23 protein-coding genes are annotated in these 26,453 nt (G+C 45.1%); 4 read left to right on the top strand and 19 right to left on the bottom strand.

Features of this window, described 5'->3' with window-relative positions; genetic code table 11:
* Positions 1-100: 100 nt before the first annotated feature.
* The 17 genes from accA to rpsB form a co-directional block, all read right to left on the bottom strand.
* Positions 101-1,060 (bottom strand): acetyl-CoA carboxylase carboxyl transferase subunit alpha, encoded by a 960-nt coding sequence (accA, locus tag R7044_RS14380; protein ID WP_005380365.1) that lies wholly within the window; start codon positions 1,058-1,060, stop codon positions 101-103.
* A 46-nt stretch (positions 1,061-1,106) separates the two neighbouring features.
* Positions 1,107-4,586, bottom strand: coding sequence for a DNA polymerase III subunit alpha (gene dnaE, locus R7044_RS14375; RefSeq protein WP_205390978.1), 3,480 nt, complete (start codon positions 4,584-4,586; stop codon positions 1,107-1,109).
* Positions 4,587-4,667: 81 nt separating this feature from the next.
* Positions 4,668-5,303: a ribonuclease HII gene (rnhB, locus tag R7044_RS14370; protein ID WP_005380361.1), complete on the bottom strand. Its 636-nt coding sequence runs from the start codon at positions 5,301-5,303 to the stop codon at positions 4,668-4,670.
* Between the two features lie 9 nt (positions 5,304-5,312).
* Positions 5,313-6,452, bottom strand: a complete 1,140-nt coding sequence (lpxB, locus tag R7044_RS14365) for a lipid-A-disaccharide synthase (RefSeq protein WP_017636041.1) — start codon at positions 6,450-6,452, stop codon at positions 5,313-5,315.
* Positions 6,453-6,571: 119 nt separating this feature from the next.
* Positions 6,572-7,360: an acyl-ACP--UDP-N-acetylglucosamine O-acyltransferase gene (gene lpxA / locus R7044_RS14360; protein WP_005380357.1), complete on the bottom strand. Its 789-nt coding sequence runs from the start codon at positions 7,358-7,360 to the stop codon at positions 6,572-6,574.
* A 1-nt stretch (position 7,361) separates the two neighbouring features.
* On the bottom strand, positions 7,362-7,814 hold the full coding sequence (fabZ, locus tag R7044_RS14355; protein WP_005380349.1) for a 3-hydroxyacyl-ACP dehydratase FabZ: 453 nt from the start codon (positions 7,812-7,814) through the stop codon (positions 7,362-7,364).
* A 232-nt stretch (positions 7,815-8,046) separates the two neighbouring features.
* Positions 8,047-9,078, bottom strand: a complete 1,032-nt coding sequence (gene lpxD / locus R7044_RS14350) for a UDP-3-O-(3-hydroxymyristoyl)glucosamine N-acyltransferase (protein WP_042521415.1) — start codon at positions 9,076-9,078, stop codon at positions 8,047-8,049.
* 6 nt (positions 9,079-9,084) lie between these two features.
* Positions 9,085-9,594 (bottom strand): OmpH family outer membrane protein, encoded by a 510-nt coding sequence (locus tag R7044_RS14345; protein WP_199266740.1) that lies wholly within the window; start codon positions 9,592-9,594, stop codon positions 9,085-9,087.
* A gap of 13 nt (positions 9,595-9,607) precedes the next feature.
* Positions 9,608-12,022 carry an outer membrane protein assembly factor BamA gene (gene bamA / locus R7044_RS14340; RefSeq protein ID WP_158174124.1) on the bottom strand — a complete coding sequence of 805 codons (2,415 nt, stop codon included), beginning with the start codon at positions 12,020-12,022 and terminating at the stop codon, positions 9,608-9,610.
* Positions 12,023-12,066: 44 nt separating this feature from the next.
* Positions 12,067-13,425 carry a sigma E protease regulator RseP gene (gene rseP / locus R7044_RS14335; RefSeq protein ID WP_064377176.1) on the bottom strand — a complete coding sequence of 453 codons (1,359 nt, stop codon included), beginning with the start codon at positions 13,423-13,425 and terminating at the stop codon, positions 12,067-12,069.
* Positions 13,425-14,630, bottom strand: coding sequence for a 1-deoxy-D-xylulose-5-phosphate reductoisomerase (gene ispC, locus R7044_RS14330; RefSeq protein ID WP_054574847.1), 1,206 nt, complete (start codon positions 14,628-14,630; stop codon positions 13,425-13,427). Before ispC ends, rseP begins: the two co-directional genes overlap by 1 nt.
* A gap of 50 nt (positions 14,631-14,680) precedes the next feature.
* Positions 14,681-15,523 (bottom strand): phosphatidate cytidylyltransferase, encoded by an 843-nt coding sequence (locus R7044_RS14325; protein ID WP_005385351.1) that lies wholly within the window; start codon positions 15,521-15,523, stop codon positions 14,681-14,683.
* 12 nt (positions 15,524-15,535) lie between these two features.
* The gene (locus R7044_RS14320; protein WP_064377181.1) at positions 15,536-16,291 is read right to left on the bottom strand and encodes an isoprenyl transferase; all 756 of its coding nucleotides are present in this window, start codon (positions 16,289-16,291) and stop codon (positions 15,536-15,538) included.
* 96 nt (positions 16,292-16,387) lie between these two features.
* The gene (gene frr, locus R7044_RS14315; protein ID WP_005380330.1) at positions 16,388-16,945 is read right to left on the bottom strand and encodes a ribosome recycling factor; all 558 of its coding nucleotides are present in this window, start codon (positions 16,943-16,945) and stop codon (positions 16,388-16,390) included.
* Positions 16,946-17,045: 100 nt separating this feature from the next.
* On the bottom strand, positions 17,046-17,771 hold the full coding sequence (gene pyrH, locus R7044_RS14310; RefSeq protein ID WP_005380329.1) for a UMP kinase: 726 nt from the start codon (positions 17,769-17,771) through the stop codon (positions 17,046-17,048).
* Between the two features lie 147 nt (positions 17,772-17,918).
* On the bottom strand, positions 17,919-18,764 hold the full coding sequence (tsf, locus tag R7044_RS14305; protein WP_005380328.1) for a translation elongation factor Ts: 846 nt from the start codon (positions 18,762-18,764) through the stop codon (positions 17,919-17,921).
* Between the two features lie 132 nt (positions 18,765-18,896).
* Positions 18,897-19,625 (bottom strand): 30S ribosomal protein S2, encoded by a 729-nt coding sequence (gene rpsB / locus R7044_RS14300; RefSeq protein ID WP_005380327.1) that lies wholly within the window; start codon positions 19,623-19,625, stop codon positions 18,897-18,899.
* A gap of 384 nt (positions 19,626-20,009) precedes the next feature.
* On the opposite strand from rpsB, the gene map reads away from it, so the two are divergent.
* The 3 genes from map (at position 20,010) to R7044_RS14285 (ending at position 24,147) form a co-directional block, all read left to right on the top strand.
* Complete coding sequence (gene map / locus R7044_RS14295; RefSeq protein ID WP_005380326.1) at positions 20,010-20,888, top strand: type I methionyl aminopeptidase; 879 nt, start codon at positions 20,010-20,012, stop codon at positions 20,886-20,888.
* A gap of 108 nt (positions 20,889-20,996) precedes the next feature.
* Positions 20,997-23,621 (top strand): bifunctional uridylyltransferase/uridylyl-removing protein GlnD, encoded by a 2,625-nt coding sequence (glnD, locus tag R7044_RS14290; RefSeq protein WP_017636037.1) that lies wholly within the window; start codon positions 20,997-20,999, stop codon positions 23,619-23,621.
* A gap of 142 nt (positions 23,622-23,763) precedes the next feature.
* Positions 23,764-24,147, top strand: a complete 384-nt coding sequence (locus R7044_RS14285) for a DUF3461 family protein (RefSeq protein ID WP_005380322.1) — start codon at positions 23,764-23,766, stop codon at positions 24,145-24,147.
* Between the two features lie 90 nt (positions 24,148-24,237).
* On the opposite strand, the gene truC is transcribed toward R7044_RS14285, so the two are convergent.
* Both truC and R7044_RS14275 read right to left on the bottom strand, forming a co-directional pair.
* On the bottom strand, positions 24,238-25,008 hold the full coding sequence (gene truC / locus R7044_RS14280) for a tRNA pseudouridine(65) synthase TruC (RefSeq protein ID WP_176311133.1): 771 nt from the start codon (positions 25,006-25,008) through the stop codon (positions 24,238-24,240).
* Between the two features lie 4 nt (positions 25,009-25,012).
* Complete coding sequence (locus tag R7044_RS14275; protein WP_005385342.1) at positions 25,013-25,327, bottom strand: YqcC family protein; 315 nt, start codon at positions 25,325-25,327, stop codon at positions 25,013-25,015.
* A 76-nt stretch (positions 25,328-25,403) separates the two neighbouring features.
* On the opposite strand from R7044_RS14275, the gene R7044_RS14270 reads away from it, so the two are divergent.
* A complete protein-coding gene (locus R7044_RS14270) occupies positions 25,404-26,441 on the top strand; it encodes a DUF3549 family protein (RefSeq protein WP_225455638.1) in 1,038 nt (345 codons plus the stop codon).
* Positions 26,442-26,453: the final 12 nt, after the last annotated feature.

The following is a 26,453-nucleotide window of genomic DNA, read 5'->3' as shown; positions in this document are numbered from 1 at the left end:
TCCGATAGGTACAAAAAAGGGCTGGACTCTCATCCAACCCTTTCTATTTTAACTGTTATCACTTGAGATATCAGCTAACGCTTAATAGCAATCACCGAAATTAACAGTAACCGTAGCTCATTAGGCGCTGGTAACGACGTTCACGTAGCGTCTCTTCATCCAATTGTTCTAGATCTTCTAGCTGACGAAGTAGTGTTGCTTTCATATTCGCTGCCATTTGAACATGATCGCGATGAGCGCCACCTAGTGGCTCTTCAATGATTTCGTCGATCAGTTCAAGCTCTTTAAGACGAGGAGCAGTTAGACCCATTGCCTCTGCCGCTTGTGGCGCTTTGTCTGAATCACGCCATAAGATTGAAGCACAACCCTCAGGAGAAATTACTGAGTACGTAGAGTACTGAAGCATGTTCACGTAGTCGCCTACACCGATTGCTAGAGCACCACCAGAACCGCCTTCACCAACAACGTTACAGATTACTGGCACTTTAAGACCAGACATCACTTTTAGGTTTTTCGCGATAGCTTCAGATTGACCACGCTCTTCTGCGCCCACACCTGGGTATGCACCAGCCGTGTCAATAAATGTGATGATCGGCATGTTGAAACGCTCTGCCATTTCCATCAAGCGTAGAGCCTTACGGTAGCCTTCTGGTTTCGGCATACCAAAGTTACGTTTCACCTTTTCTTTGGTCTCACGACCTTTTTGGTGACCAATGATCATCACAGGGCGGCCTTCAAGGCGAGCCATACCACCCACAATCGCTTTGTCGTCTGCAAACGCGCGGTCACCGGCTAATTCATCAAACTCCTCAAAAGCGTGTTGGATGTAATCCAGCGTGTAAGGACGTAGTGGGTGACGAGCCAGTTGAGCTGTTTCCCATGCACCTAGGTCACTGAAGGTTTTTTTCTTCAGCTCTAAGCTTTTCTTCTCAAGCTGTTCGATTTCTTTATCCAGGTCAATCGCAGAATCACCACCGTGACGAGAGACATCACGTAATGCTTCAATTTTCGCTTCTAGTTCTGCAATTGGCTTTTCAAATTCAAGAAAGTTTAGGCTCATCTATGAATCCTTGTTTACTCAGCGTCTAACATATTGCGCTGAATTTTTAGTTAAATTCGAGTTCTACCTGGCTTTTGCCAAGCAACTGTTTTAAATCGTCGAGTAATGTATCACTTGGCGTAACTCGCCACTCGGTGCCCAATGTTAACCGCGCTCTGGCGTCGGCACGCTGGTAGTATACATTGACGGGTACGGTTCCGGCTTTGTGCGGTTCTAAAATACGGCTGAACTGCTCAAAAAACTGATCGTTGATCTGATTTGCATCTATCGATACCGACAAACCACGAGCGTATTTCTCGCGCGCACTGCCGAGATCCATAACTTCACGCGCCGACATTTTAAGGCCACCGTTGAAGTCATCAAAGCTGACCTGTCCAGAAACGACCAAAATTCTGTCTTTTTCGAGAAGTTCAGCGTATCGATCCAGCGCATCTGAGAACAACATCACTTCCATGCGGCCACTTCGGTCATCCAGTGTCATAATACCAATTCGTGTACCACGCTTGGTCGTCATTACACGAGCGGCAATAACCAGGCCGGCTACCGTGACAGATTGATCGCGGCGAGTGGGCGTTGCGTCTTTTAGTCGACAACTGGTGTATTTGTTTAGTTCCTTTACGTAGGCGTTAATTGGGTGCCCTGTCAAATATAGACCTAGGGTATCACGCTCGCCCTCTAACCACACTTTTTCTGGCCAAGGCGGAACCTGCGTATACTTATGCTCTACTTCTTCAGGTGCATCCGTTAGCACACCAAACATATCCGTTTGACCAAACGCCTCAGCTTGGTGATGTTGACTTGCTGCTTTTACCGCATCATTGAGTGACGCCATCATCGCCGCGCGGTGTGGGCCTAGTCGATCCAACGCGCCCGCGTAAATCAGCTTCTCTATCACTCGTTTATTGACACGTTTTAGATCAACTCGAGCACAGAAATCAAATAGGTCTTTAAAGTGACCACCTTTATTTCTCGCCTCAAGAATCGCATCGATAGGGCCCTCACCAACCCCTTTTATCGCACCAATACCGTAAACAATTGCGCCATTTTCATCAACATTAAAGCGATATAGGCCAGAGTTGATGTCTGGTGGCAGCACGGTAAGCTTCATACGGAAACACTCATCGACCAAGCCAACGACTTTTTCCGTGTTATCCATATCGGCTGTCATTACCGCAGCCATAAATTCGGCAGGATAATGTGTTTTCAGCCAAAGAGTTTGATAAGAAACCAATGCATAAGCAGCAGAGTGCGATTTGTTAAAACCATAACCGGCGAACTTCTCTACCAAGTCGAAGATTTTCATCGCCAACTCGCCATCGATACCGTTCTTTATCGCACCTTCTTCAAAGATAGCACGTTGTTTTGCCATCTCTTCTGGCTTTTTCTTACCCATTGCACGACGAAGCATGTCCGCACCACCTAGCGTATAACCCGCTAAGATCTGCGCAATCTGCATTACCTGCTCTTGGTACAGGATGATGCCGTAGGTTGGATCAAGCGTCTCTTTTAGCGACTCGTGTTGCCACTTTTCATCTGGATAAGAGATCGCTTCTCGACCATGTTTACGGTCGATAAAGTTATCTACCATGCCCGATTGCAAAGGACCCGGACGGAAGAGTGCTACCAATGCGATAATGTCTTCGAAACAGTCTGGCTGAAGTCGTTTGATCAGCTCTTTCATGCCTCGAGATTCAAGCTGGAATACTGCTGTCGTTTCAGAGTTTTGCAACAAACGGAAAGAGGCAGGGTCTTCTAACGGTATGGATTCAATTTGAACCGGTTCTTTCCCTTCTCGCTCTAGGCGTGGGTTAATCAGCCCTAACGCCCAGTCAATAATGGTTAAGGTACGTAAACCTAAGAAGTCAAACTTAACTAGGCCAGCGGTCTCAACATCGTTTTTATCAAATTGAGTAACCGGAAAGTGACCTTCAGCGTCTGCATAAATTGGCGCAAAATCGGTAATTGTTGTAGGTGAAATTACAACACCACCAGCGTGTTTACCGGCGTTTCGCGTACAGCCTTCCAAAATATGACACATGTCGATGAGTTCTTTAACTTCCTCATCGGCCTCATACAATTCAGGTAGTGCAGGTTCAGCTTTAAACGCTTTATCTAGCGTCATACCTGGATCGGGCGGGATCAGCTTTGAAATACGATCAACAAAACCAAATGGGTGGCCCAATACGCGGCCAACGTCACGGATTACCGCTTTTGCCGCCATGGTACCAAACGTGATGATCTGAGACACCGCGTCACGACCGTACATTTCCGCAACGTGGTCAATAACCTGGTCACGTTTATCCATACAGAAATCGACGTCGAAATCGGGCATCGAAACACGTTCTGGGTTCAAGAAACGTTCGAACAGCAAGTCGTATTCTAGTGGATCCAGATCGGTGATTTTTAGTGCGTAAGCCACCAAAGAACCAGCACCGGAACCACGTCCAGGACCGACAGGAATTCCATTATCTTTTGACCACTGGATGAACTCCATTACGATCAAGAAGTAACCAGGAAATCCCATTTGGTTGATAACATCTAGCTCTATCTGAAGACGTTCATCATATTCAGGGCGGCGACGTTTTCTCTCTTCCTCATCTGGAAATAGGAACTCTAAACGCTCTTCCAACCCCTCTCGGGATTTCATGACTAGGAACTCAGTTTCTTTCATCCCTTCGGTTGGGAAAGCTGGTAGGAAGTACTCACCTAAGCGCACAGTCACGTTACAACGCTTCGCTATCTCGACACTGTTTTCTAACGCTTCAGGAATATCAGCAAACAGCTCACACATTTCTTCTTCTGTACGAAGATATTGCTGCGGACTGTAGTTTTTTGGCCTACGCGGATCTTCTAATGTGTAACCATCGTGAATCGCTACGCGTATATCATGAGCATCAAATAGGTCTGGACTCAGGAATACAACTTCATTGGTCGCCACTACTGGCAAGTCTTGCTGCTCTGCCAATTCAACCGCAAAGTGAAGATAAGTTTCTTCATCTGGACGACCGGTACGAAGTAGCTCAAGATAAAAGCGATCTGGAAAATGCTGTTTATAAAAATCAACACACCCCTGCACTATTTGACGGTTGCCTTTCAAAAGGCCGCGACCAATTTCCCCGCTTTTACCGCCGGATAATACAATCAAGCCTTCAGACATTTCAGCCAACCAGGCTTTATCAATCACAGGGTGGTGTTGAACATGTCCACGTAAGTACGCTTTTGATATCAATAACGTCAGGTTCTTATAACCCACATTATCCGCCGCAAGCAAAGTCACTTGAGTCAGCTCTTCACCAAACTCGTCCGACTGCATTTTAAAGTCAGCACCGATGATCGGTTTAACACCACTGCCATGCGCCGTACCGTAAAACTTCACCAAACCACATAGGTTGGTAAAGTCGGTCAACGCCATTGCGGGCATACCGAGCTCAGCAACTTTCTTTACGATTGGCGGAACTTTGTTGAGGCCATCCACCATCGAGAAGTCACTATGAACACGCAGGTGGATGAATTTGGGATCTGACATTAACAGGTACCGTGTAACTCTATTTTGTTGGGGATTCTAACCTAAAGAGGTTGGGTTTATAACAACAATTAGATCGTTTGATTATTCTATGCCTAACGCTTTTTTTACTGGCTTGAAACTCTTGCGGTGTTCACTGATCACTCCGTGTTGCTCAATCGCTTCAAAGTGCGCTTTAGTTGGGTAACCTTTGTGCTTCGCGAAGCCAAATTGTGGATGAAGTTTATCCAACTCTTCCATCTCTTGGTCACGCACGACTTTGGCAATAATTGAAGCCGCACTGATTTCGGCAACACGTAGATCGCCTTTTACTACAGCTTGAGCATCCATTGGCAGCTCCGGACAACGGTTACCATCAATCAACACCAAATCAGGTTGAACCTGTAACCCCGCCACTGCACGCTGCATCGCAACCATAGTCGCCTGTAAAATATTCAGTTGATCAATTTCTTCAGGAGAACAACGCCCGACCGCCCACGCCAATGCTTTTTCTTTGATTTCAGGAAGCAACGCCATGCGTTTCTTTTCGGTCAATTTTTTCGAATCGTTCAACCCTTCGATAGGATTGTTAGGATCAAGGATAACCGCAGCGGTGACGACGTCTCCCACCAAAGGGCCACGTCCGACCTCGTCGACTCCGGCCACAAGCTGGTAACCTTGCGGATATTCAAACGGAGGGAGTTCAACTTTGGTTTTGGTCGCTTTTGGTTTAACAGCCATGATAAATCTCTATTTTTCAATCAGTTTTAGAACCGCGTTTGCGGCTTGTTGATCCGCATCTTTACGGATCCAATGATGCATTTCCGTAAACTTATCTAACATCGGTTTATTGTCGCTTTCCAATAAGCGAGAAACCTCAGTAAACAAATTGTCTGGTGTGCACTCATCTTGTAGATATTCTTTGACGAGCTCATCATCCGCCAAGATATTCGGCAATGAAACATACTTCGTTTTCAATAGACGTTTAGCTAAGAAAGCAGTAAATGCATTCACACGATAACCCACCACCATTGGACGCTTGAGAAGCATACACTCCAACGCTACGGTACCGGAGGCCAACATCACAGCATCGGATGCGGTGATGACGTTGCGTGCGGTATCATCAACTAACTTGAAGTCCAACTCTGGCGCTAGCTCTTTCCATGCTTGTTCAAACTGCTCACGGCGTTTTTGATTAACAAGCGCGACAACAAACCCCAGTTCTGGAAATTTTTTATGGAGTAACTTGCAGGTTTCAATAAATGGCTCTGAGAGCATTTTTAACTCGCTACCACGACTGCCTGGCAGGACAGCAAGCCACTTTTTATCTTGTTCTAAACCAAGCAACTCACGTGCAGGCGCTTGTTCTGATTCTAGTGGGATGGCATCAGCCAAGGTATGACCAATGAACTCGCAAGGTACATTAAATTTGTCGTAGAACGCTTTCTCAAACGGAAGAAATGCTAGCACCAAGTTCGTTGCCGCTTCTATTTTAAAGATGCGCTTCTGACGCCAAGCCCAAACAGACGGACTCACGTAATGAACGGTTTTAATGCCCGCTTGCTTGAGGTCAAGCTCCAGGCGTAAGTTGAAGTCAGGAGCATCGATCCCGATGAAAACATCAGGCGGATTCTGAGTAAAATACTGAACGAGCTCAGCTTTCACTTTAAGAAGTCTCGGTAAGCGGCCTAAAACCTCGACTAATCCCATCACCGCAAGCTCTTCCATATCAAACAGAGACTCGCAACCTTGGGCTATCATTTTCGGACCACCAATGCCTACGAACTCTGCGTCTGGATATTGTTGCTTTACTGCTTTGATAAAGCCTTCACCTAGCGTATCGCCAGACAATTCTCCGGCAATGATGCCAATACGTAATGGTCTTTCCATATCTACTTCGCTATTTTTCCTGTGCGCTATGGATAACGGTTTGCCTTATCCATAAAACACAAAAAGATCGTAACCTCAAATTCGGTCACGATCTTTTTATTTATTGGTTCATTCGCCAATTAACGAATAATGCCACGTTCCGTCGTTTCCAGAATATCTGAGAAACGCTTCACAGCCGGCCACTCTTGAGCCATTTCAGCTAGAATAGGCTTCACTTCTTCTAGCGTCTTACCTGAACGGTAGATTTCTTTATACGCTTTTTGTAGCGCACGAATCTCTGGTTTCTCAAAGCCATTACGCTTCAAGCCAACAAGGTTCAAGCCGAATGGAGTAGCGTGGTTACCTTGCGCGAGTACATAAGCTGGGACATCTTGCACCACAGCTGAACAGCCGCCAATGTATGCGTAAGCGCCCACTGTACAAAACGGATGAATCGCAGACAGTGCCATCACACCGGCATAGTCATCAACAGTAACGTGACCACCAAGAATCGAGTTATTACCGATATGAGTGTGGTTACCAATAACAACATCATGCGCAACGTGTGCATTCACACACAATAAGTTGTCATCACCAATGATCGTGGTTGCTTTGTCTTGCACTGTGCCGCGGTGAACTTGGACCGCTTCACGAATGACGTTACGGTCACCGATAACCACAGTTGTGTCTTCACCACCGTATTTTTTGTCTTGGTTTTCTTCACCAATGACAGCATGTGGGAAAATACGGTTATCTTTGCCAATAGTTGTGTGACCTTTGATCACAACGTGAGACATCACTTCTGTGCCTTCACCAATTTCAACCGTAGAGGTGATGTACGTAAAAGGACCTACTGTTACGTTAGCACCAATTTTGGCGCCCTCTTCTACCACCGCTGCCGGGTGGATTTTAGCGGTTTCATGAATCATATTAAAACTCTCGACGAGCACACTTCAGTTCTGCAGAACATACCACTTCACCGTCAACTTTTGCTACACCGCTAAATGCAGCAATGCCGCGACGTTCTTTCAGAAATTCTACCTCAATAACCAATTGGTCGCCCGGAACCACTGGTTTACGGAATTTCGCGCCGTCTACGCTTGCAAAGTAGTACAGTTCATTTTCTGTTGGTGCACCAAATGATTTAAATGCAAGTAAGCCTGTTGCCTGAGCCATTGCTTCTAAAATCAAAACACCTGGGAATACTGGTAGTTGAGGAAAGTGACCTGTGAACTGAGGTTCGTTAACCGACACGTTTTTAATCGCGTGAAGGTACTTCTCTTCTTGGAAGTCTATCACTCGGTCGATCAATAAGAATGGGTAGCGATGAGGTAGTAGCTCTTGAATTTCAGAGATGTTCATCGTTTTCTTTTCAGTAGTCAAAGTCGTCTTCCTATATCAATTTTTTGCCGCCAAGATGGCAAACGTGGCAACAGGTCGTAAAGCCGAATCGCTTTGCAATATACTAGCAAAATACGCACCATCTTGGAGTTAAATCTACTTAGAGCGCGTCATTATAGAAGAAAAAGACCCGCATTTCGCGAGTCTTCTTACAGAATATGGAACTAGAGCTTGTTAGCCTTCGTGTTAAATACAGAGCGAAAGATAACTTGTTCTAAATTTCTTCTTTCTGTTCCAGCTGTTTTTCAACCGCTTTTAGGCGCTTATTCATCTCATCAATACGGTGAACTCGAGTCGCGGTCTTACGCCACTCTCTGTTCGTTTGTAGTGGGATACCTGATGAGTAAAGGCCTTTTTCTTCGATACTGCGCATTACCATGCCCATACCTGTAATAGCCACACCATCTGCGATAGTGATATGGCCATTCAGAACAGACGCGCCGCCAATCTGGCAGTACTTACCAATTTTTGTACTGCCCGCGACAATAGTACCACCAGGCATCACGGTACCATATCCGATCTGCACGTTGTGCGCGATTTGAAGTTGGTTATCCAGAATGACATTGTCTTCAATGATAGTATCTTCGAGTGCACCGCGGTCAATCGTAGTACAAGCACCAATCTCAACGCGGTTACCGATACGCACTGAACCAAGCTGAGGAATTTTGATCCACTCGCCTTTGTCATTCGCATAACCGAAGCCATCAGAGCCAATGACGGTACCCGATTGAACGAGACAGTCATCACCCAATGACACTTCATGATAGATAGTGACATTAGCCCAAAGCTTGGTGTTATTCCCTAGCTTGGCGTTCTTACCGATAAAACAACCAGCTCCAACGCTTACGTTATCGCCGAGTTCTACGCCCGTTTCAATCACAGCGTTAGCACCGATTGTAACGTTCTCACCCATCTTAACGTCAGCGGCAATCACAGCACTTGGTGCAATATCGTTTGCCGGCTTTGGTGTGGTATCCATCGCTTGAACCACACGAGCAAATGCGACATAAGGGTCTGAAACCACTAACGCATTTCCAACGCATTGATCTTTATGCTCAGCCTTTACCATAACAACGGTAGCTTGGCACTCAGAAAGGTGTTTTGCGTATTTTGGGTTAGACAAGAAGGTTACATCACCTTCTTGTGCTTTATCCATTGGGGCAACACGGCTTACAACGAGAGACTCGTCACCAAACAGTTCACCCCCGGTAATTGTCGCCAATTCGGCTAATGTTAATGTCTTCATAACTTCTTATTTTAGAGCTTTAATTACGTCTTCAGAGATATTGTATTCTGGCTTGCCGTACTGCAAAGCAGAGATATCAATCACAAGATCGTAACCATTTTTGTCTGCGACTTTCTTAACTGCATCTTGAATCGTTTTGAAAAGCTTCGCTTTTTCTTCAGCTTCACGACGCGCACTTGCTTTTTCAAGTGCTTGTGCTTTCACTTTGTACTCGCTGTCTAGCTTCGCGATATCGATACGTAGCTTTTCAACGTCGTCTTGACCCAAAAGCTCGCCGTCACGTTGTAGCTTCTCAATCTTTGTTTTAGCTTGTGCTTGGATTGACTTCAGTTCATCAGCTTTGCTTTTGAAGTCTTTCTGCATTTTTTGTAGTACAACTTCACGTTGAGGAAGAGCTTGGAAAACTTGAGCTGTATTTACATAAGCAATTTTTTGTGCAGCTTCTGCCGCATTTGCAAACATTGAAGAGCTCAGTACAAGAAGGCCAATCCCAGCCGCTTTGATCATTTTATTCAAAATATTTTCCTCTTTAGAAAGTTCTACCGATAGTGAATGTGAAGAACTCTTCATCATCGCCATCAAATTTCTTAATTGGTTTCGCTAGTGAGAATACTAGTGGCCCCATTGGAGACATCCACTGCAACGCCGCACCGTAAGAAGAGCGGTAGTTGGTTGGATCTGAGTAATCGTAGTAGTAACGGTCACCATATTCCGCACCTGAATCGCGGTAGTCAAACTCCGTATCCCAAACACTTGCCATATCAAAGAAGATACTGGTACGAATTTGGTTTTGTACTTCTTCTGATGCAAATGGTGTTGGGACAATCAACTCAACACTTGCTAGCGCTACGGCGTTACCACCAACAGAGTCATCTGTTGCTGTATCTGCGCCATTGTTTGAACCAGATGTATCACGGTAAACCGCTTTAGGACCAACAGAGTTTGAGCCAAAGCCACGAAGCGATGTAAAGCCACCTGCGTAGTAGTTTTCGTAGAATGGGAACAAGTTATCGTTGCCATCCGTTTGACCGTAACCATTACCGTAACCTAAGCGGCCACGGAACAAGAGGGTAAACTCGTGCTTTTTAGTCAATGGCACATACTGACGAACATCGTACTGCATTTTGAAGTATTGAACGTCAGAGCCAGGTACGGTCATTTTATAGAATGCACGCTGATGGTTACCTGCCGTAGGGAAGTAGCCACGGTTTAAGTTATTACGTGTCCAAGAGATATTGAAGTCGAAGTCGTTTGTGTTCAACGCTCCACTAGAATCAATGTTGTCTGCTTGTGCTCGTAAGAACTGCTCTACCTGTAAGTAAGGCGATAAGTTACCGATCTTGTTGTGCGTATAACCGACACCGAATTCAAAACGGTTCAACTCATCGAATGGGAAACCCCACGTTAAGCTCGCGCCATAGCTTTCGTTGGTATAGTCAACGATATTGGCTTCTTTCGCTTCAAATTCGTTATAGAAAACCTTACCACCTAAGCTTACACCGTCTAAGTTCCAGTACGGATCACGGTAATCTAGACTGATGTTTTTCTGGTAGTCATTCATCATCGCGTTGATACCAACACGGTTACCACTACCAATGAAGTTATCTTGTTGCAGGCCAACCTGGAAGCTCACACCCGATTCTGTGCCGTAGCCAACACCGAAGTTAACGCTACCAGAGTTCGCTTCTTTGACAGAGTAAACTAGGTCAACTTGATCATCACTACCAGGAACTCGAACCGTCTGTACTTCAACATTTTCAAAGTAGCCCAAACGATTTAGACGAGTTTTACCCGTTTCAATCGATTTCGAGTTCAACCAACTGCCTTCCATCTGACGCATTTCACGACGAAGGACTTCATCTTTGGTTGAGTTATTACCCGTGAAGCGAATGTCACGAACATAAATTCGGTTACCCGGTTCTACGTTAACGACCAAAGAAACTTCTTGATTCTCGTCGTCAAACTCTGGAATGGTATTCACTTGAGGATAAGCATAACCGGACTCACCAAGCACACGCTTAATCCCTTCTTCCATTGAAGTAACCAACGAGCCGTTGTATGTCTCATTGTCTTCAAATGGCACAAGTCTTTCGAACGTCGCTTCCTCGCCAATCAAATCACCACGGAACTTCACGTTCTTAACGGTGTAAACCTCGCCCTCTTCTAGACCAAGAGTAATGTATACCCCTTTCTTGTCAGGAGAGATTGCAACTTGTGTCGAATCAACGTTAAATTTTAAGTAACCACGATCTAGGTAGAATGATTTGAGTGCTTCAATATCACCTGCAAGAACTTGCTTTTGATACTTTTCATCAGAAAGGAAATTCCACCACGGCACATCAACATTTAAGTTAAAGCGCGAAAGCAGCTCTTCATCACTGAACACTTCATTACCGATAAAGTTGATTTGCTGAATTTTTGCCGACACACCTTCAGTAAAGACAAACTTAAGATCAGAACGATTACGTGGTAGTGGAGTAACCACCGCTTTTACTGTTGCGTTGTATTTACCTACGCTGTAGTAAAAGTCTTCTAAGCCTTTTTCAATGTTGCTTAGCGTGGTGCGGTCAAGCGCTTCACCTTCACGAACGCCAGACGCGTTCAGGTTTTCTTGTAGCTGCTCGTCCTTGATTGCTTTGTTACCTGAAAAAGAGATGCTTGCAATGGTAGGACGTTCTTTGACTTGAACCATCAGAACACCACCGTCACGCAACACTTTCACATCTTCAAAGTTACCAGATGCATACAGGGCGCGGATAATTTCTGCAACATCGCCTTGGCCAATGGTATCACCGACACGTACAGGCATTTTCAACAATGCAGCACCCAGTGCTACACGCTGCAATCCATCGATTTCAATATCTTGAACTACGAAGTTCTCTGCTCCATTTGCAGATACACTGGTCGCCAGTAAACTTGCAAATAGAATTCGCTTAATCGCCATACTTGTTCTAATTATTCCTTGCTACTGCTTTTGTCTCTGAACTATCACAGACGAGTAAAATCATTAAATAGCGCTAACGCCATGAGCGAGAAGATAATCGCACCACCAATTCTAAAGCCCATTTCCTGCACTTTCTCAGGAACAGGACGTCGAATGACTGCTTCAATTGCAAAAAACAACAAATGACCGCCATCCAACATTGGTAAAGGAACGAGGTTAATAATACCTAGGTTAACACTAATTAGAGCGAGAAAACCTAAAAAGTAGACCAAACCATAATCTGCTGTCGCGCCTGCGCCTTTGGCTATTGATATTGGTCCACTCAGATTATTCAGACCAACGTCTCCAACAATCAGCTTCTTAAGCATGCTGATTGTCAAACCAATGACTTGGCCAGTTTTGTCTACTGCTTTACCTATTGACTCGAATACACCAAACTGAAGATCGAAGCGATAACTTTCTGGCCATTCTGCGACTTTAGGTGCAATACCTGCAAAACCAACGACTTCTTTGTTAGCTAGCTCACGGCTACCGGGCGTCAGCGTCAATGTTTGCTCATAACCCTGACGTAACACCGTCAATTCAAGCGGTGTATCAGGATTAGAACGAACCGCTTCAACCACTTGCTTCCATTCGGTTACGCGTTGTTGACCAATTGCGACAACCTCATCACCTGGAAGCACACCGGCTTTTTCCGCCGCTCCACCTTGCGAGACCTGCTCGATAACTCGATACACCTCCGGTGTATACGGAGCAAAACCTAACGACTGCATCGCTGACTGAGTTTCTGGGTCGAACTTCCACTCACGTAAATCGAGCGTTTTCGTTACTTCTGAACCAACTTCATTCGCTGACGTTAGTGTTACCGTCATCAAATCATCGCCAATATGAGAAATCAATCCCATATTTACTGATTCCCAATCCGGAGTTTTGATACCAGATATCGATTTAAGTTCCATTCCAGATTCAATTCCAGCTTCCGCAACAATCGAATTGGGCGTAACTTCACCAATTACAGGCTTAACAGCCGGGATACCAATTAGAAATACCAGCCAATAGGCAAAAATTGCGAAAAGAAAATTAAAGATGGGGCCAGCCGCAACAATAGAGGTTCGCTTCCATAACGGCTTCTTATCAAACGCTAGGTGCTTCTCATGTTCCGGCACCTCATCGACACGGCTATCAACCATTTTCACATAGCCGCCGAGAGGGATCATTGAGATGCTGAACTCCGTTCCGTCTTTGCCTACTTTACTCCAAATAGACTTGCCGAAACCGATTGAAAACTTTTCAACTTTAACGCCGCAACGGCGAGCAACCCAAAAATGCCCAAATTCGTGCACGGCAACAAGAATGCCCAGTGCGACGATAAAAGAAATGAGATTCCACAATATACCAGTCATCAGCTACGCTCGCGTATGGTTTCTAGGGCAATAGTTCGTGCCATTCTATCTAGCTCGAGCAAGCTTTCCAAGCTATTCGCATTCTCAGCTTTGCAGCTTGCGTTGATTTTATTCAACACAGACTCATTGATGCGAGCAATATCGGTAAAACCTAGTCTGTTATTTAAAAATGCATCAACAGCGACTTCATTAGCTGCGTTCAATGCTGTTGTTGCGTGTTGACCTTCATAACAGGCATCAATTGCGAGTTTTAAACACGGGTAACGAGCAAAATCAGGCTGCAAAAACGTCAGCTCACCAACTTTCGTGAAGTCTAGCGGCTTAACCCCAGCTTCCACTCTTGACGGGTATGACATGGTGAGCGCAATTGGCGTCGCCATATCCGCTTCTCCCATTTGTGCCAAGACCGAACCATCACGATACTGAACCATAGAATGAATTACCGATTGAGGATGAATAACCACCTTCAGTTGTTCGCGAGCAGCATTAAATAGCCACTTAGCTTCGATATACTCAAGGCCTTTGTTCATCATCGTGGCAGAATCAACAGAAATTTTTGGCCCCATCGACCAGTTTGGATGAGCAATCGCCTGCGCGGGTGTCACCTGCTCCAGTTCTGCGATGTCAGTGTAACGGAAAGGACCACCAGATCCAGTCAACAAAATATGAGAAATGCCATGTTCTTGTAAATTGCAACGACCTAGATTGGTTTGTACTTGCTGTGGTAAACATTGGAAAATGGCGTTGTGTTCACTGTCGACGGGAAGTAGCTCTGCGCCAAATTCTTCTACAGCATCAATAAATAGCTGGCCTGACATTACAAGTGCTTCTTTATTTGCCAACAAGACTCGCTTACCTGCTTTCACGGCAGCCATAGTAGGCAATAAGCCGGCTGCTCCTACAATAGCAGCCATTACACTGTCGACCTCGTCCAGCGAAGCAATATGGCATAGCGCATCAACACCACCTAGCACTTCGGTACTTGGTGAAACCGAGTGTAGCTCAGCTTGAAGTTGAGATGCCGCAGCTTTATCTGCCATGACCGCATACTTAGGTTGCCACTGACGACATAGACCGATCATCTTTTCAACGTTAGTGCTTGCCGCTAAGGCAACGACAGAAAACAGATCTGGGTTTTGTTCGACCACTTTAAGCGTGCTTGCACCAATTGATCCAGTAGCACCAAGAATCGTTAACTTTTGCATGTTGTAAGACCGTTAGAAAGCTCAGGAGCGACGACGCCGCTCCTGATAAATTAGAATACGTAGTAAAGAAGAGCAAAAACTGGGAATGCTGCGGTTAGGCTGTCGATACGATCTAGCACACCACCGTGCCCTGGGATAATGTTACTGCTGTCTTTAATGCCTGAGACACGTTTGAACATACTTTCAACCAGATCACCAAGCACTGAAATAACGACAGTCACTAGCGTAATCAGCACCATATGGACAGGGCTAGTGAACTGGATGTCGAACCAATCAGCAAATGCCCACGCTACGATTAATGCCGTGATAATGCCACCAATTAGCCCTTCAATAGTTTTATTGGGGCTTACATGAGGAGCCATCTTACGTTTGCCTAAGCTTTTGCCTGCAAAGTAGGCGCCGCTATCTGCAGCCCATACCAAGAAACAAACGTACAACACAAGCTTTGCGCCGTGGTATGGATCTACAGTGATGTCATACGCTCTGAGAATAATCACACTCCAAAGGAATGGGATTAATGTCAGAAAACCAAATACATGACGTAAAACAAAATTACTTTGCCAAGATTTCGTCGTTTTGGGGTAAGTAATCGCCATTAAGCTAGCAATAATCCACCAAACAAAACCAATACCCAAGACGACATAATGAGGTGTCGTTAAGTGATTGAGACTATATGCATCAGGCGAGATGTATAGAAAACTAAGTCCGGTAATAATGATTGCCGGCACAAGGGCAGCAATGCGAGAGTTGCTTCCTGTAAACTGAGTCCACTCCCAAAAACCTAATAGCGTTATTGCAGTTAAAGCGGCAATAAAGCCCATTAGCGGTAATTTAAAAATGCCTAAAATAACCAGGGGAGCTAAAATTAGTGCTGTTATTATTCTCTGTTTCAAACTAACTAGTCCTTATTGAGCTGCCATCAATGCCTTTATTTGTTCACCTGTACAGCCAAAACGACGTTCTCGGTTGATAAACCAAGTCACAGCTTCTACCAAACTGTCTTCATCGAATTCTGGCCAGTACTCTGGTGTAAAGTACATTTCTGCATAAGCCATTTGCCACAACATAAAGTTGCTGATGCGGCACTCTCCACTGGTGCGAATTAAAAGATCCACTTCCGGTAGGTCTGCCATGGTCAAATGCTCACTGATTAGCTGCTCATTGATATCCTCTACACGAATTTCACCGTTACGTGCTTTTAGCGCTAACGTTTTAGCAGCTTCTGTGATGTCCCATTTACCGCCATAGTTGGCTGCAATGTTGATCACCATACCCGTGTTATCTGCCGTTAGGTTTTCTGCTTCTACAATTTTCTTTTGTAGACGCTCACTAAATCGACTGGTATCACCGATCACGCGCAACCGTAAGTTATTTTTGTGTAGTTTTTTTACTTCACTAGACAGGACCGTGATAAACAGTTCCATCAAAAGACCCACTTCTTCCTCCGGACGACGCCAGTTTTCACTACTAAAAGCAAACAGCGTCATGGCTCTAATGCCTAGTTTTGAAGCAGCAGCCACGGTCTTACGAACGGCACTAACGCCTTTTTTATGACCAAATACGCGAGGTTTTCCTTTGGACTTAGCCCAACGGCCATTACCGTCCATAATGATGGCAATATGCTTAGGAAGGGAATCAGAGAAGGCTTGAGAATTTTGCATAGGGAGTTAATTGAGTTCCATCAGTTGGATAGACTAACATAAAAAAACGCTGAGCTGTGAGCACAGCGTTTTCCAACAGTGATGTGTGTGGGAGTATTAAACTTCCATCAACTCTTTTTCTTTTGCAGCAAGAACTTCATCGATCTTCTTAACTGCAACGTCAGTTAGCTTTTGAATTTCGTCTTGTGCTTTACGGTCTTCATCTTCAGAGATTTCTTTATCTTTTAGAAGCGCTTTAAGATCGTTGTTTGCGTCACGACGGATGTTACGAACAGCAACACGACCACCCTCAGCTTCACCACGGACGATCTTAACTAGGTCTTTACGACGTTCTTCCGTTAGCGGTGGAAGTGGAACGCGGATGATAGTGCCAGCTGACATAGGGTTTAGACCAAGGTCAGACGTCATGATCGCTTTTTCTACTTTCGGCGTCAGCTCTTTATCAAAAACCGTGATTGCAAGTGTACGTGCATCTTCAGCAATAACGTTTGCTACTTGGTTTAGAGGTGTTGCTGCACCGTAGTATTCTACAGAAATACCAGATAGTAGGCTTGGGTGTGCACGACCTGTACGAATTTTAGAAAGGTTGTTCTTAAGCGCTTCAACGCTTTTATCCATGCGCTCTTGCGCGTCTTTTTTGATTTCGTTAATCACAGTTTCACCTTAAAAATGTCATCTTTCCTGAAGAAAGCCTAAAACGGTTGAGCAAAGCAAGCACCACCCTAACGCTTTGGAGTGGCACCTTAAGCCAAGCTTATTCGTTGATGAGCGTACCTTCTGCTTCGCCCATTACCACGCGACGTAGTGCGCCTGGCTTGTTCATATTAAATACGCGGATTGGCATTTTGTGGTCACGAGCTAGCGTAAACGCCGCCAAGTCCATAACTTTCAGCTCTTTATCCAGAACTTCTGCATAAGATAGCTTATCATACAGCTCTGCGTCTGGGTTTGCTACAGGGTCAGCAGTAAATACACCATCAACTTTCGTCGCTTTTAGTACGACATCCGCTTCAATTTCGATACCACGTAAACAAGCAGCAGAATCCGTTGTAAAGAACGGGTTACCAGTACCAGCAGAGAAGATGACAACTCGGCCTTGGCGAAGCTCACGGATCGCATCAGCCCAATTATAGTCGTCACATACGCCTTTTAGAGGGATTGCAGACATAACGCGCGCATTTACGTATGCACGGTGAAGAGCATCACGCATCGCTAGGCCATTCATTACTGTAGCAAGCATACCCATGTGGTCACCAACTACGCGGTTCATACCAGCTTCAGCTAGGCCTGCACCACGGAACAAGTTACCGCCACCGATAACTACACCAACCTGAACACCCAGTTCAACCAGTTCTTTAACTTCTTGTGCCATACGATCAAGGACCGCAGGATCAATACCAAAACCGTCTTCACCTTGAAGAGCTTCACCACTCAGTTTTAATAGAATACGTTGATACGCTGGTTTAGGGTTCGTAGTCATGGAGTTTACCTTCCAAAGAGAGTTGTTGATTAACAGTCATGAATAGACACAACTTCAGTTATGGCTATTCATCACGGCTAATCGTTCACTGCTCATAAAAAGACCGCAGCCTTGGCTACGGTCTAATCTTTATACAGTCTCTAAGGATTAACCTTTTTGAGCTGCTGCAACTTCTTCAGCGAAGCTCATTTCTTCTTTCTTCTCGATACCTTCACCTACTTCTAGGCGAACGAACGTAGAAACTGAAGCGCCTTTTTCTTTCAGCATTTCGCCTACAGTTTTCTTAGGCTCCATGATGAAAGCTTGACCTGTTAGAGAGATCTCGCCAGTGAATTTCTTCATGCGGCCAACAACCATCTTCTCAGCGATTTCAGCAGGCTTGCCTTCGTTCATTGCGATTTCAACTTGAACCGCTTTCTCTTTTTCTACTACGTCAGCTGGTACGTCTTCTGGGTTAACGAACTCTGGCTTAGAAGCAGCAACGTGCATTGCAACGTGCTTAAGAGTTTCTGCGTCGCCTTCACCAGCAACAACAACACCGATTTTCTCACCGTGACGGTAAGAAGCGATTGCAGTGCCTTGAACGTATTCTACGCGACGGATAGTGATGTTTTCACCGATTTTAGCTACTAGAGCTACACGTGCGTCTTCGAATTGTGCTTGTAGTTCTTCAACAGAAGCTTTTGAAGCTAGAGCTGCAGCTGCAACTTCTTCTGCGAATGCAGTGAAGTTACCGTCTTTAGCAACGAAGTCAGTTTGGCAGTTAACTTCAAGAAGAACAGCAACGCCGTTTTCTTCTTTGATGATGATTGCGCCTTCAGCTGCAACGTTACCAGCTTTCTTAGCTGCTTTCGCTGCGCCAGATTTACGCATGTTTTCAATTGCTAGTTCGATGTCAGCGTTTGCTTCTACAAGCGCTTTCTTACATTCCATCATGCCAGCGCCAGTACGCTCGCGAAGTTCTTTAACTAGAGCAGCAGTTACAGTTGCCATTCTGTCTTCCTCGTTTGATTCGAAATAAGGTAAAAAACAGGGGCCTAACATTGTCGGCCCCCATTGCTAACTATAACTTAGTTTATGCTACACAAAGGTTTCACATAGACCAAGTGTGACACAGAGCCGCTATTATTCAGCTTCTACGAAACCGTCTTTTTCAGCAACTGCAGCTACGTCTTTGTTACGACCTTCAGATACTGCTGAAGCAGCAGCGTTCAGGTATAGCTGTACAGCGCGGATCGCGTCGTCGTTACCTGGGATTACGTAGTCAACGCCGTCTGGGTTAGAGTTAGTATCTACCACAGCGTATACTGGAATGCCTAGGTTGTTAGCTTCTTTAATTGCAATGTGTTCGTGATCAGCGTCGATTACGAATAGAGCGTCTGGTAGGCCGCCCATGTCTTTGATACCACCAAGAGATTTCTCTAGCTTCTCCATTTCGCGAGTACGCATTAGAGCTTCTTTCTTAGTTAGTTTGTCAAAAGTACCGTCTTGAGATTGAGTCTCTAGTTCTTTTAGACGCTTGATAGACTGACGAACTGTTTTGTAGTTTGTAAGCATACCGCCTAACCAGCGGTTGTTTACGTAAAACTGGTTGCTTGCGATTGCAGCTTCTTTAACAGCTTCAGATGCAGCGCGCTTAGTACCTACGAATAGAACCTTACCTTTCTTCTCGCCAACTTTAGCTAGTTCAGCTAGAGCGTCGTTGAACATTGGTACAGTTTTTTCTAGGTTGATGATATGAACTTTGTTACGAGCGCCAAAGATGAATGGCTTCATTTTTGGGTTCCAGTAACGAGTCTGGTGACCGAAGTGAACACCAGCTTTTAGCATATCGCGCATTGATACAGTTGCCATTTTAAAATCCTCTATGGGGTTAGGCCTCCACATTCCCCATAACTCCGACCAAGCTTCTGCTCAGCACCCCGGAATATGTGACGGAATGTGTGTGATTTAAAGATAAAAGGTTATTCGGATGAAGCTTGCTTCGCCGCTTAACTTTGCTAAACGAAGAGAACAGTCCTCTATTCCGGCGCGCTTTATACCATATTTTAGCTCACTGTGGCTAGTAAAAATTATTTCTTCACCGAGCCACTTTCTCCTATTTATAAGCAAAACTTTAAACATATGATCGAATTAAGAATGATGCATATTCCTATCTAACTTGGGTTAACGCCCCGATGTCTGATAGAATGCGGCCATTCGCACGTTTACGTGCTTAGGAATAAGTAGAGAAAGCCAATGTCAATCAAGATTAAAACTGCTGAAGAAATAGAACGCATGCGCATTGCGGGCAAGCTAGCCGCAGAGATTCTAGAAATGATCGAACCACACATCAAAGTTGGTGTGACGACAGAAGAGTTAAACAAAATCTGTCATGAGTACGCTCTAGAAAAAGGCGCATACTCTGCTCCGCTTGATTACCATGGTTTCCCTAAGTCGATCTGTACTTCAATCAACCATATCGTATGCCACGGTATTCCAGCGGAAAAAGACGAAATCGGTAGCAACGGCCAAATGAAGCCGGCGGTACTAAAAGATGGTGACATCTTAAACGTTGATATTACCGTAATCGTTCCAAATGATGAGAATGCCGATCTGAGCGTGCGTCCTCAGGGTTACCATGGTGACACTTCTAAGATGTTCCTAGTCGGTGATGTTTCGCCTGCAAACAAACGTCTGTGCATGGTAGCTCAAGAAGCACTGTACGTTGGTATGCGTACCGTTAAGCCAGGTTCAACAGTTGGCGACATCGGTACAGCTATCGAGAAGTACATCAAAGAGAACAACAAGAACAATCCTCGTAACAAGTTTTCTATTGTGAAAGACTTCTGTGGTCACGGTATCGGCGATGAGTTCCATGAAGAACCACAAGTGGTTCATTACAAGAACAAAGACCGCCGCGTATTAAAAGAAGGCATGTGCTTTACTATTGAGCCGATGATTAACGCAGGTAAATTTGGTTGCTCTGTTGATGCACAAGATGACTGGACTGTTTACACGGGCGACGGCAAGAACTCTGCGCAATGGGAACATACCATTGTAGTAACAAAAGAAGGTTGTGAAGTACTGACGCTTCGTAGCGACGATACGATTCCTCGCCTAATGAAAAACGCGTAAAGCTGACAACCACTCGTTGTTTACTATATCCCTGCTTCGGCGGGGATATTTTTTATCTGCCGCAAATTTGTTAGATTGTTATTAGATTAGCTTGCACGGATGGCAAATATGACACTTCAGTCCCCTCTTACCTTTTCCGATGAACAAATCAATATCGGTGAACTCAAACAAGAATTAGAGAAGTTTAGCTCTAATCAAAACCAAGAGTTTCTCAATCATCATCCGGTAACAAGCTTGGTTTTAGCCAGAGCTGAATATATGGATCTGCTTCTCAATCGTTTGTGGCAACATTTTGGTTTCAAGGATATTTACAACATTTCCCTAGTTGCCGTTGGTGGCTACGGACGAGGCGAGCTGCATCCGCTCTCCGATATCGATATTTTGATTCTGTCGAACAATAAACTGCCAACCGCGTTAGAAGCAAAAATCAGCGAATTCATTACGCTGTTGTGGGATTTAAAACTCGAGGTCGGACACGCTGTTCGCACCGTTACTGAATGTGCTGAAATTGGTAAAGCCGATCTAACGGTCGCGACAAACCTGCAAGAAGCGCGACTGCTGTGTGGAAGCGAGGACACCTTTCAGGCACTGAAGAAAGTCGTGTTATCAGACTCCTTCTGGCCAAGTGAGACGTTTTACCGCGCTAAAATTCAAGAGCAGCGCGAACGCCATGCACGTTACCACGACACGACCTACAACTTAGAACCGGACATTAAATCAACCCCTGGCGGGCTGCGCGATATTCATACATTAAGCTGGGTCGCTCGACGTCACTTTGGTGCTACTTCATTGTTGGAAATGAGCCGATACGGATTTTTAACTGACGCAGAATACCGAGAATTGGTTGAATGTCAGGACTTCCTTTGGCGAGTACGTTTCGCTCTGCACATGGAGCTTCGCCGCTATGACAACCGCTTGACCTTTGCTCATCAAGCACAAGTTGCGGAAAATTTAGGCTACGTCGGAGAAGGCAACCGAGGCGTAGAAATGATGATGAAAGAGTTCTACCGCACGCTTCGTCGTGTGGCAGAGCTCAATAAAATGCTACTCAAACTCTTTGACCAAGCGATCATTAATGGTGGGGCGACAGAAAGTGCCGAGATTCTCGATACGGACTTTCAACGTCGCGGTTCTTTAATTGAAGCGCGGAAACCCGCATTGTTCCAAGCTCGCCCAGAAACTATTCTGGATATGTTCTTACATATTGCTAACGACTCAACTATTGAAGGGGTGAGCCCACCAACGCTGCGTCAACTGCGCACCGCTCGGCGTCGGCTCAACAAGTTTTTGCACACCATTCCTGCTGCGCGTGAAAAGTTCATGGCGTTATGTCGTCACCCTAATGCTCTTCACAAAGCATTCAGCCTCATGCACCGATTAGGGGTTATGGCGGCCTATTTACCGCAATGGAGTCAGATTGTTGGTCAAATGCAGTTTGACTTATTCCATGCCTACACCGTTGATGAACACAGTATTCGCTTACTTAAACACATCAACACTTTTAGTGACCCAGAAAATCATGCGAAGCACCCTATTTGCTGTGACGTCTACCCTCGGATGCAAAAGAAAGAGCTGCTGATTATTGCCGCTATTTTCCACGATATCGGGAAAGGTCGTGGCGGCGATCACTCGATTATCGGTGAAGGAGAAGCGTACGACTTCTGCATTGAGCATGGTTTATCGAAGCCCGAAGCGAAACTTGTCGCTTGGTTGGTAAGACATCATCTATTAATGTCTGTCACCGCACAGCGCCGAGATATTTATGATCCTGATGTCATTACCGAGTTTGCCAAAAAAGTCAGAGACGAAGAATCTCTCGATTATCTTGTATGCCTGACAGTTGCAGATATTTGTGCAACCAACCCAGAACTTTGGAATGCTTGGAAACGAACTTTACTTGCGGAGCTGTATTACTCCACACAACGTGCTTTACGTAGAGGCCTAGAGAACCCTGTCGATGTGCGTGAGCGAATTCGCCACAATCAACAAATGGCCTCCGCAATGCTGCGCAAAGAGGGGTTTGCCGCGCGCGAAATTGAAGTATTGTGGCAACGCTTCAAAGCTGACTACTTCCTTCGTCATACCCATACGCAAATCGCGTGGCACTGCGAACACTTACTTCGCATGGAAGATCCGACTAAGCCTTTGGTGTTGATCAGTAAAAAAGCCACTCGTGGCGGCACTGAGGTGTTTGTATATACGAAAGACCAGCCTGCTTTATTTGCGACAGTCGTGGCGGAGTTAGATAGGCGTAATTTTAATGTACACGACGCGCAAATCATGACCAGCAAAGATGGGCACGTGATTGATACCTTTATGGTACTCGATCAACATGGCGAAGCGATCGATGAGTCTCGTCACGCCGCGGTGATTAAACACCTCACTCATGTACTGGAGGCAGGCCGACCAACCAAGATTAAAACGCGCCGTACTCCGAACAAACTTCAGCACTTTAACGTGAAAACCAAAGTCGACTTCTTACCAACCAAAGGTAAAAAACACACTTTAATGGAGTTTGTCGCGCTAGACACACCAGGGCTGTTGGCCAAAGTAGGCCGTACGTTTGCTGATTTAAATATCAACCTTCATGGTGCAAAAATCACCACCATTGGTGAGCGAGCAGAAGACTTGTTTATTTTAACCAGTGATGCAGGGGGAAGATTAAGTGAAGAACAACAGGATGAGCTAAGAGAGAGATTGATCGAAAAGTTATCTGATGAGGTCGCAGCTTAGATCAAACCTGCCAATCTTTTCGGTTCAGGGCGAGAGCGATCTTGCCCACAAGTTAAGCATTTTGGCTAAATATCAGCTATCTAGCTCATACATAGGCTGCTACAGTTATATCAATATCAATTCGATGTAATAGAGGTAGCCTATGTATCCCCACCTCACTGGTTTGGGTATTCACGACCCTAAGCAGATTGAACGTTATTCCCTACGCCAAGAAGCACACAAAGACGTACTCAAGATCTATTTCCACAAGCAAAAAGGCGAACTGTTCGCTAAAAGCGTTAAATTCAAATACCCGCGCCAAATCAAAAATGTTCTTGTGGACAGTGGCAGTCACAAATATAAAGAAGTAACGGAAATCAACCGTAACCTCACATTAGTCATTGATGAACTGAATAAAATCACTAAGCCAACGAAACAACCTGAGGTTGATGTAAAAGAGAAAATTCTTTCAGACCTTCGTCATTTAGAAAAAGTCGTTTCGAGCAAGATCGCAGAGATCGAAGCGGATCTTGAAAAACTAAAGTAAAACGTTAAGTCTTAAATATTAAAAAGGGTTAGCATTGATGCTAACCCTTTTTATTTGTACTCAATCATTATCTAGATCTAACTGCGCCGATTATCGGTTAATCATCGATTCATCCCACTCAAATCGAGTAAACAATTGCTGCCAAGTTTCATCAAGATTGGCCGTCATAACAATCTCTTGATCGGTAAATGGATGGATGAACCGTAACTCTGAAGCATGCAGTAGCAAACGATGAGAATCAAACTCTGTGCGATACAGCTTGTTGTGCTTTCCATCCCCGTGCGTTGTATCACCCACGATCGGATGGCGTAGATGTGCCATATGACGACGAAGTTGGTGCTTACGCCCCGTTTTAGGTTTCATCTCAACTAAGCAATAACGCGTTGTAGGAAATATACCCGTCGAATAGGGAACTTCCACTTTAGCCAACGGCTTATATTCCGTCACCGCTTCTTGCGCTTCTTTTTCTTGTGAAGCGAACTTATCAGCAATCTTGTCCAACTCGACTTTGAGCGCGTAATCCAAGACGCCCTCTTCCTCAATCCAACCGCGTACTATTGCGTGGTATGTCTTTTCCATTTTATGTTCAGCAAACATCGGCATGACTTGTGATGCGACTTCACTCGACAACGCAAACACAAGCACACCAGATGTTGGACGATCCAGACGATGCAATGGGAACACATGCTGACCAATTTGGTCGCGCAAAGTTTGCATGACAAATTGAGTTTCGTGTTTATCTAACCAACTGCGATGCACTAACATGCCGGCAGGCTTGTTGACCGCTACAAAATATTCATCCTGATAAACGATCTCCAGCTCAACTGGTTCTGAAGATCGCGCTATTTCTTGTTCTAGCATTCGTTTACTTACACAGTTCGTCAATGGTTCGGATTGTAACAAGCAGCTCGGCGAACTGCGGTTCCTGCTTCCACGCTTCTGAAAAATAGGGCTCGAGAGAAAACCCTCTTGGCAGTGGTTGATTGTTTTCCACTAGTGCGTGCATTCTGGCTATAAAAATCCACTGCAACCACTCATGAGGATGCAACGTATCAATCGCAAATGGCTCCGCACTTTGTAAGGCTTGCTCTGAAGGCATAGTATATTGCCATAAGTTATGCTCTCTAAGCTGCGCTTCAAGTTGGTGAAGTAAGTCGACCAATTGAGTATTTGTTACCATTAATTCTATCTCGAACCTTGAATTAGCCGAGAATGATACCATTTCTTGTGAAAAGAACGTTAGGACGTCGTATTTAATGGAAAACATTCAAACCCTCACTCAACTGTTGAACAACAGCCGCTGTGATTATCAAATCTTCGATCTTGGTCGTCGTATCAAAACCATCGCTAAGAAAGAGTTTGCCGATGTAGAAAAAGGTCAAGCACCGTACCCATTCCCAATGCAGCGTAAAGCACACCTTGCCATCGCTTATTGGAATGAACAAAAGCAACCTTGGATTTGGTTTCTAAAGTTTGAATTGGACGAGCGCGGTTTGTTAAAGCAAGCGGATATCGGCAATTTCATTAAATACGTCGTGGAGGCTATGGGAACACGCCTCAATGATGATATCACTGAAGAGCAACAACAAAAGCTGTCTAACAACCCATACACTTTCAAACCTTCCGAAGATAAAATGGCCGTGTTTCATAGCCAGGTCCGCGCAAACCTCAATCTTCCTACCAGCCAATATTACGAGCACACTCAGCATTACTTTTCAGGTGGTTTAGGCTGGGATAATTGGCAAACCGTAGGTCTGCAAGGGATCACCGACATGGCCGCTCGTTTGGACAAAGAGCAAAACGGGGTAATGATACGCAAAGCGTTGAACCACCTACCAAATGAGCCACTTTATGCCCTATTAGGTGCGCTTGAGCATGTAGAGCTTCAAGAGCGTTTAGCAGAACGTATCGCGGAAAAGGCACAGCAAGAAATCGCAAGTAGCGAACCTGATCTCTTCCTACTTTCAGCACTTATCCGAGCCCTTGCTGGTGCGCCAACAGAAGTCGCCTCTCCAGTATTAGATGCGATATTGCATAGCCCTCGTTTAAGCCATCAGGAGGTATTGATTGGTGTGGCGGGTCGCGCTTGGCACTTACTCGCCAATGAAAAGGTAGCAGAACAGTTTTTGCTGCGTTTAGCTCAAACCGGTAATCAAGCCCTATTTAATCAGTTATTTGCCGATTTAGTGATGCTGCCAGAGTTAAGAATGGTGTTATTGCCTTTGCTGCATTCAAACCCATCAGAGGAACTAGCAAATGCGCTAGTAAGCTTACAACAAGCAACAAAAAGCTAAGAAAGGTTCAGG

This window comes from Vibrio sp. 1402 (genome assembly GCF_033340275.1).
Note: the sequence above shows the minus strand (reverse complement) of the source record. Positions and strands in the feature narration are given on the sequence as shown.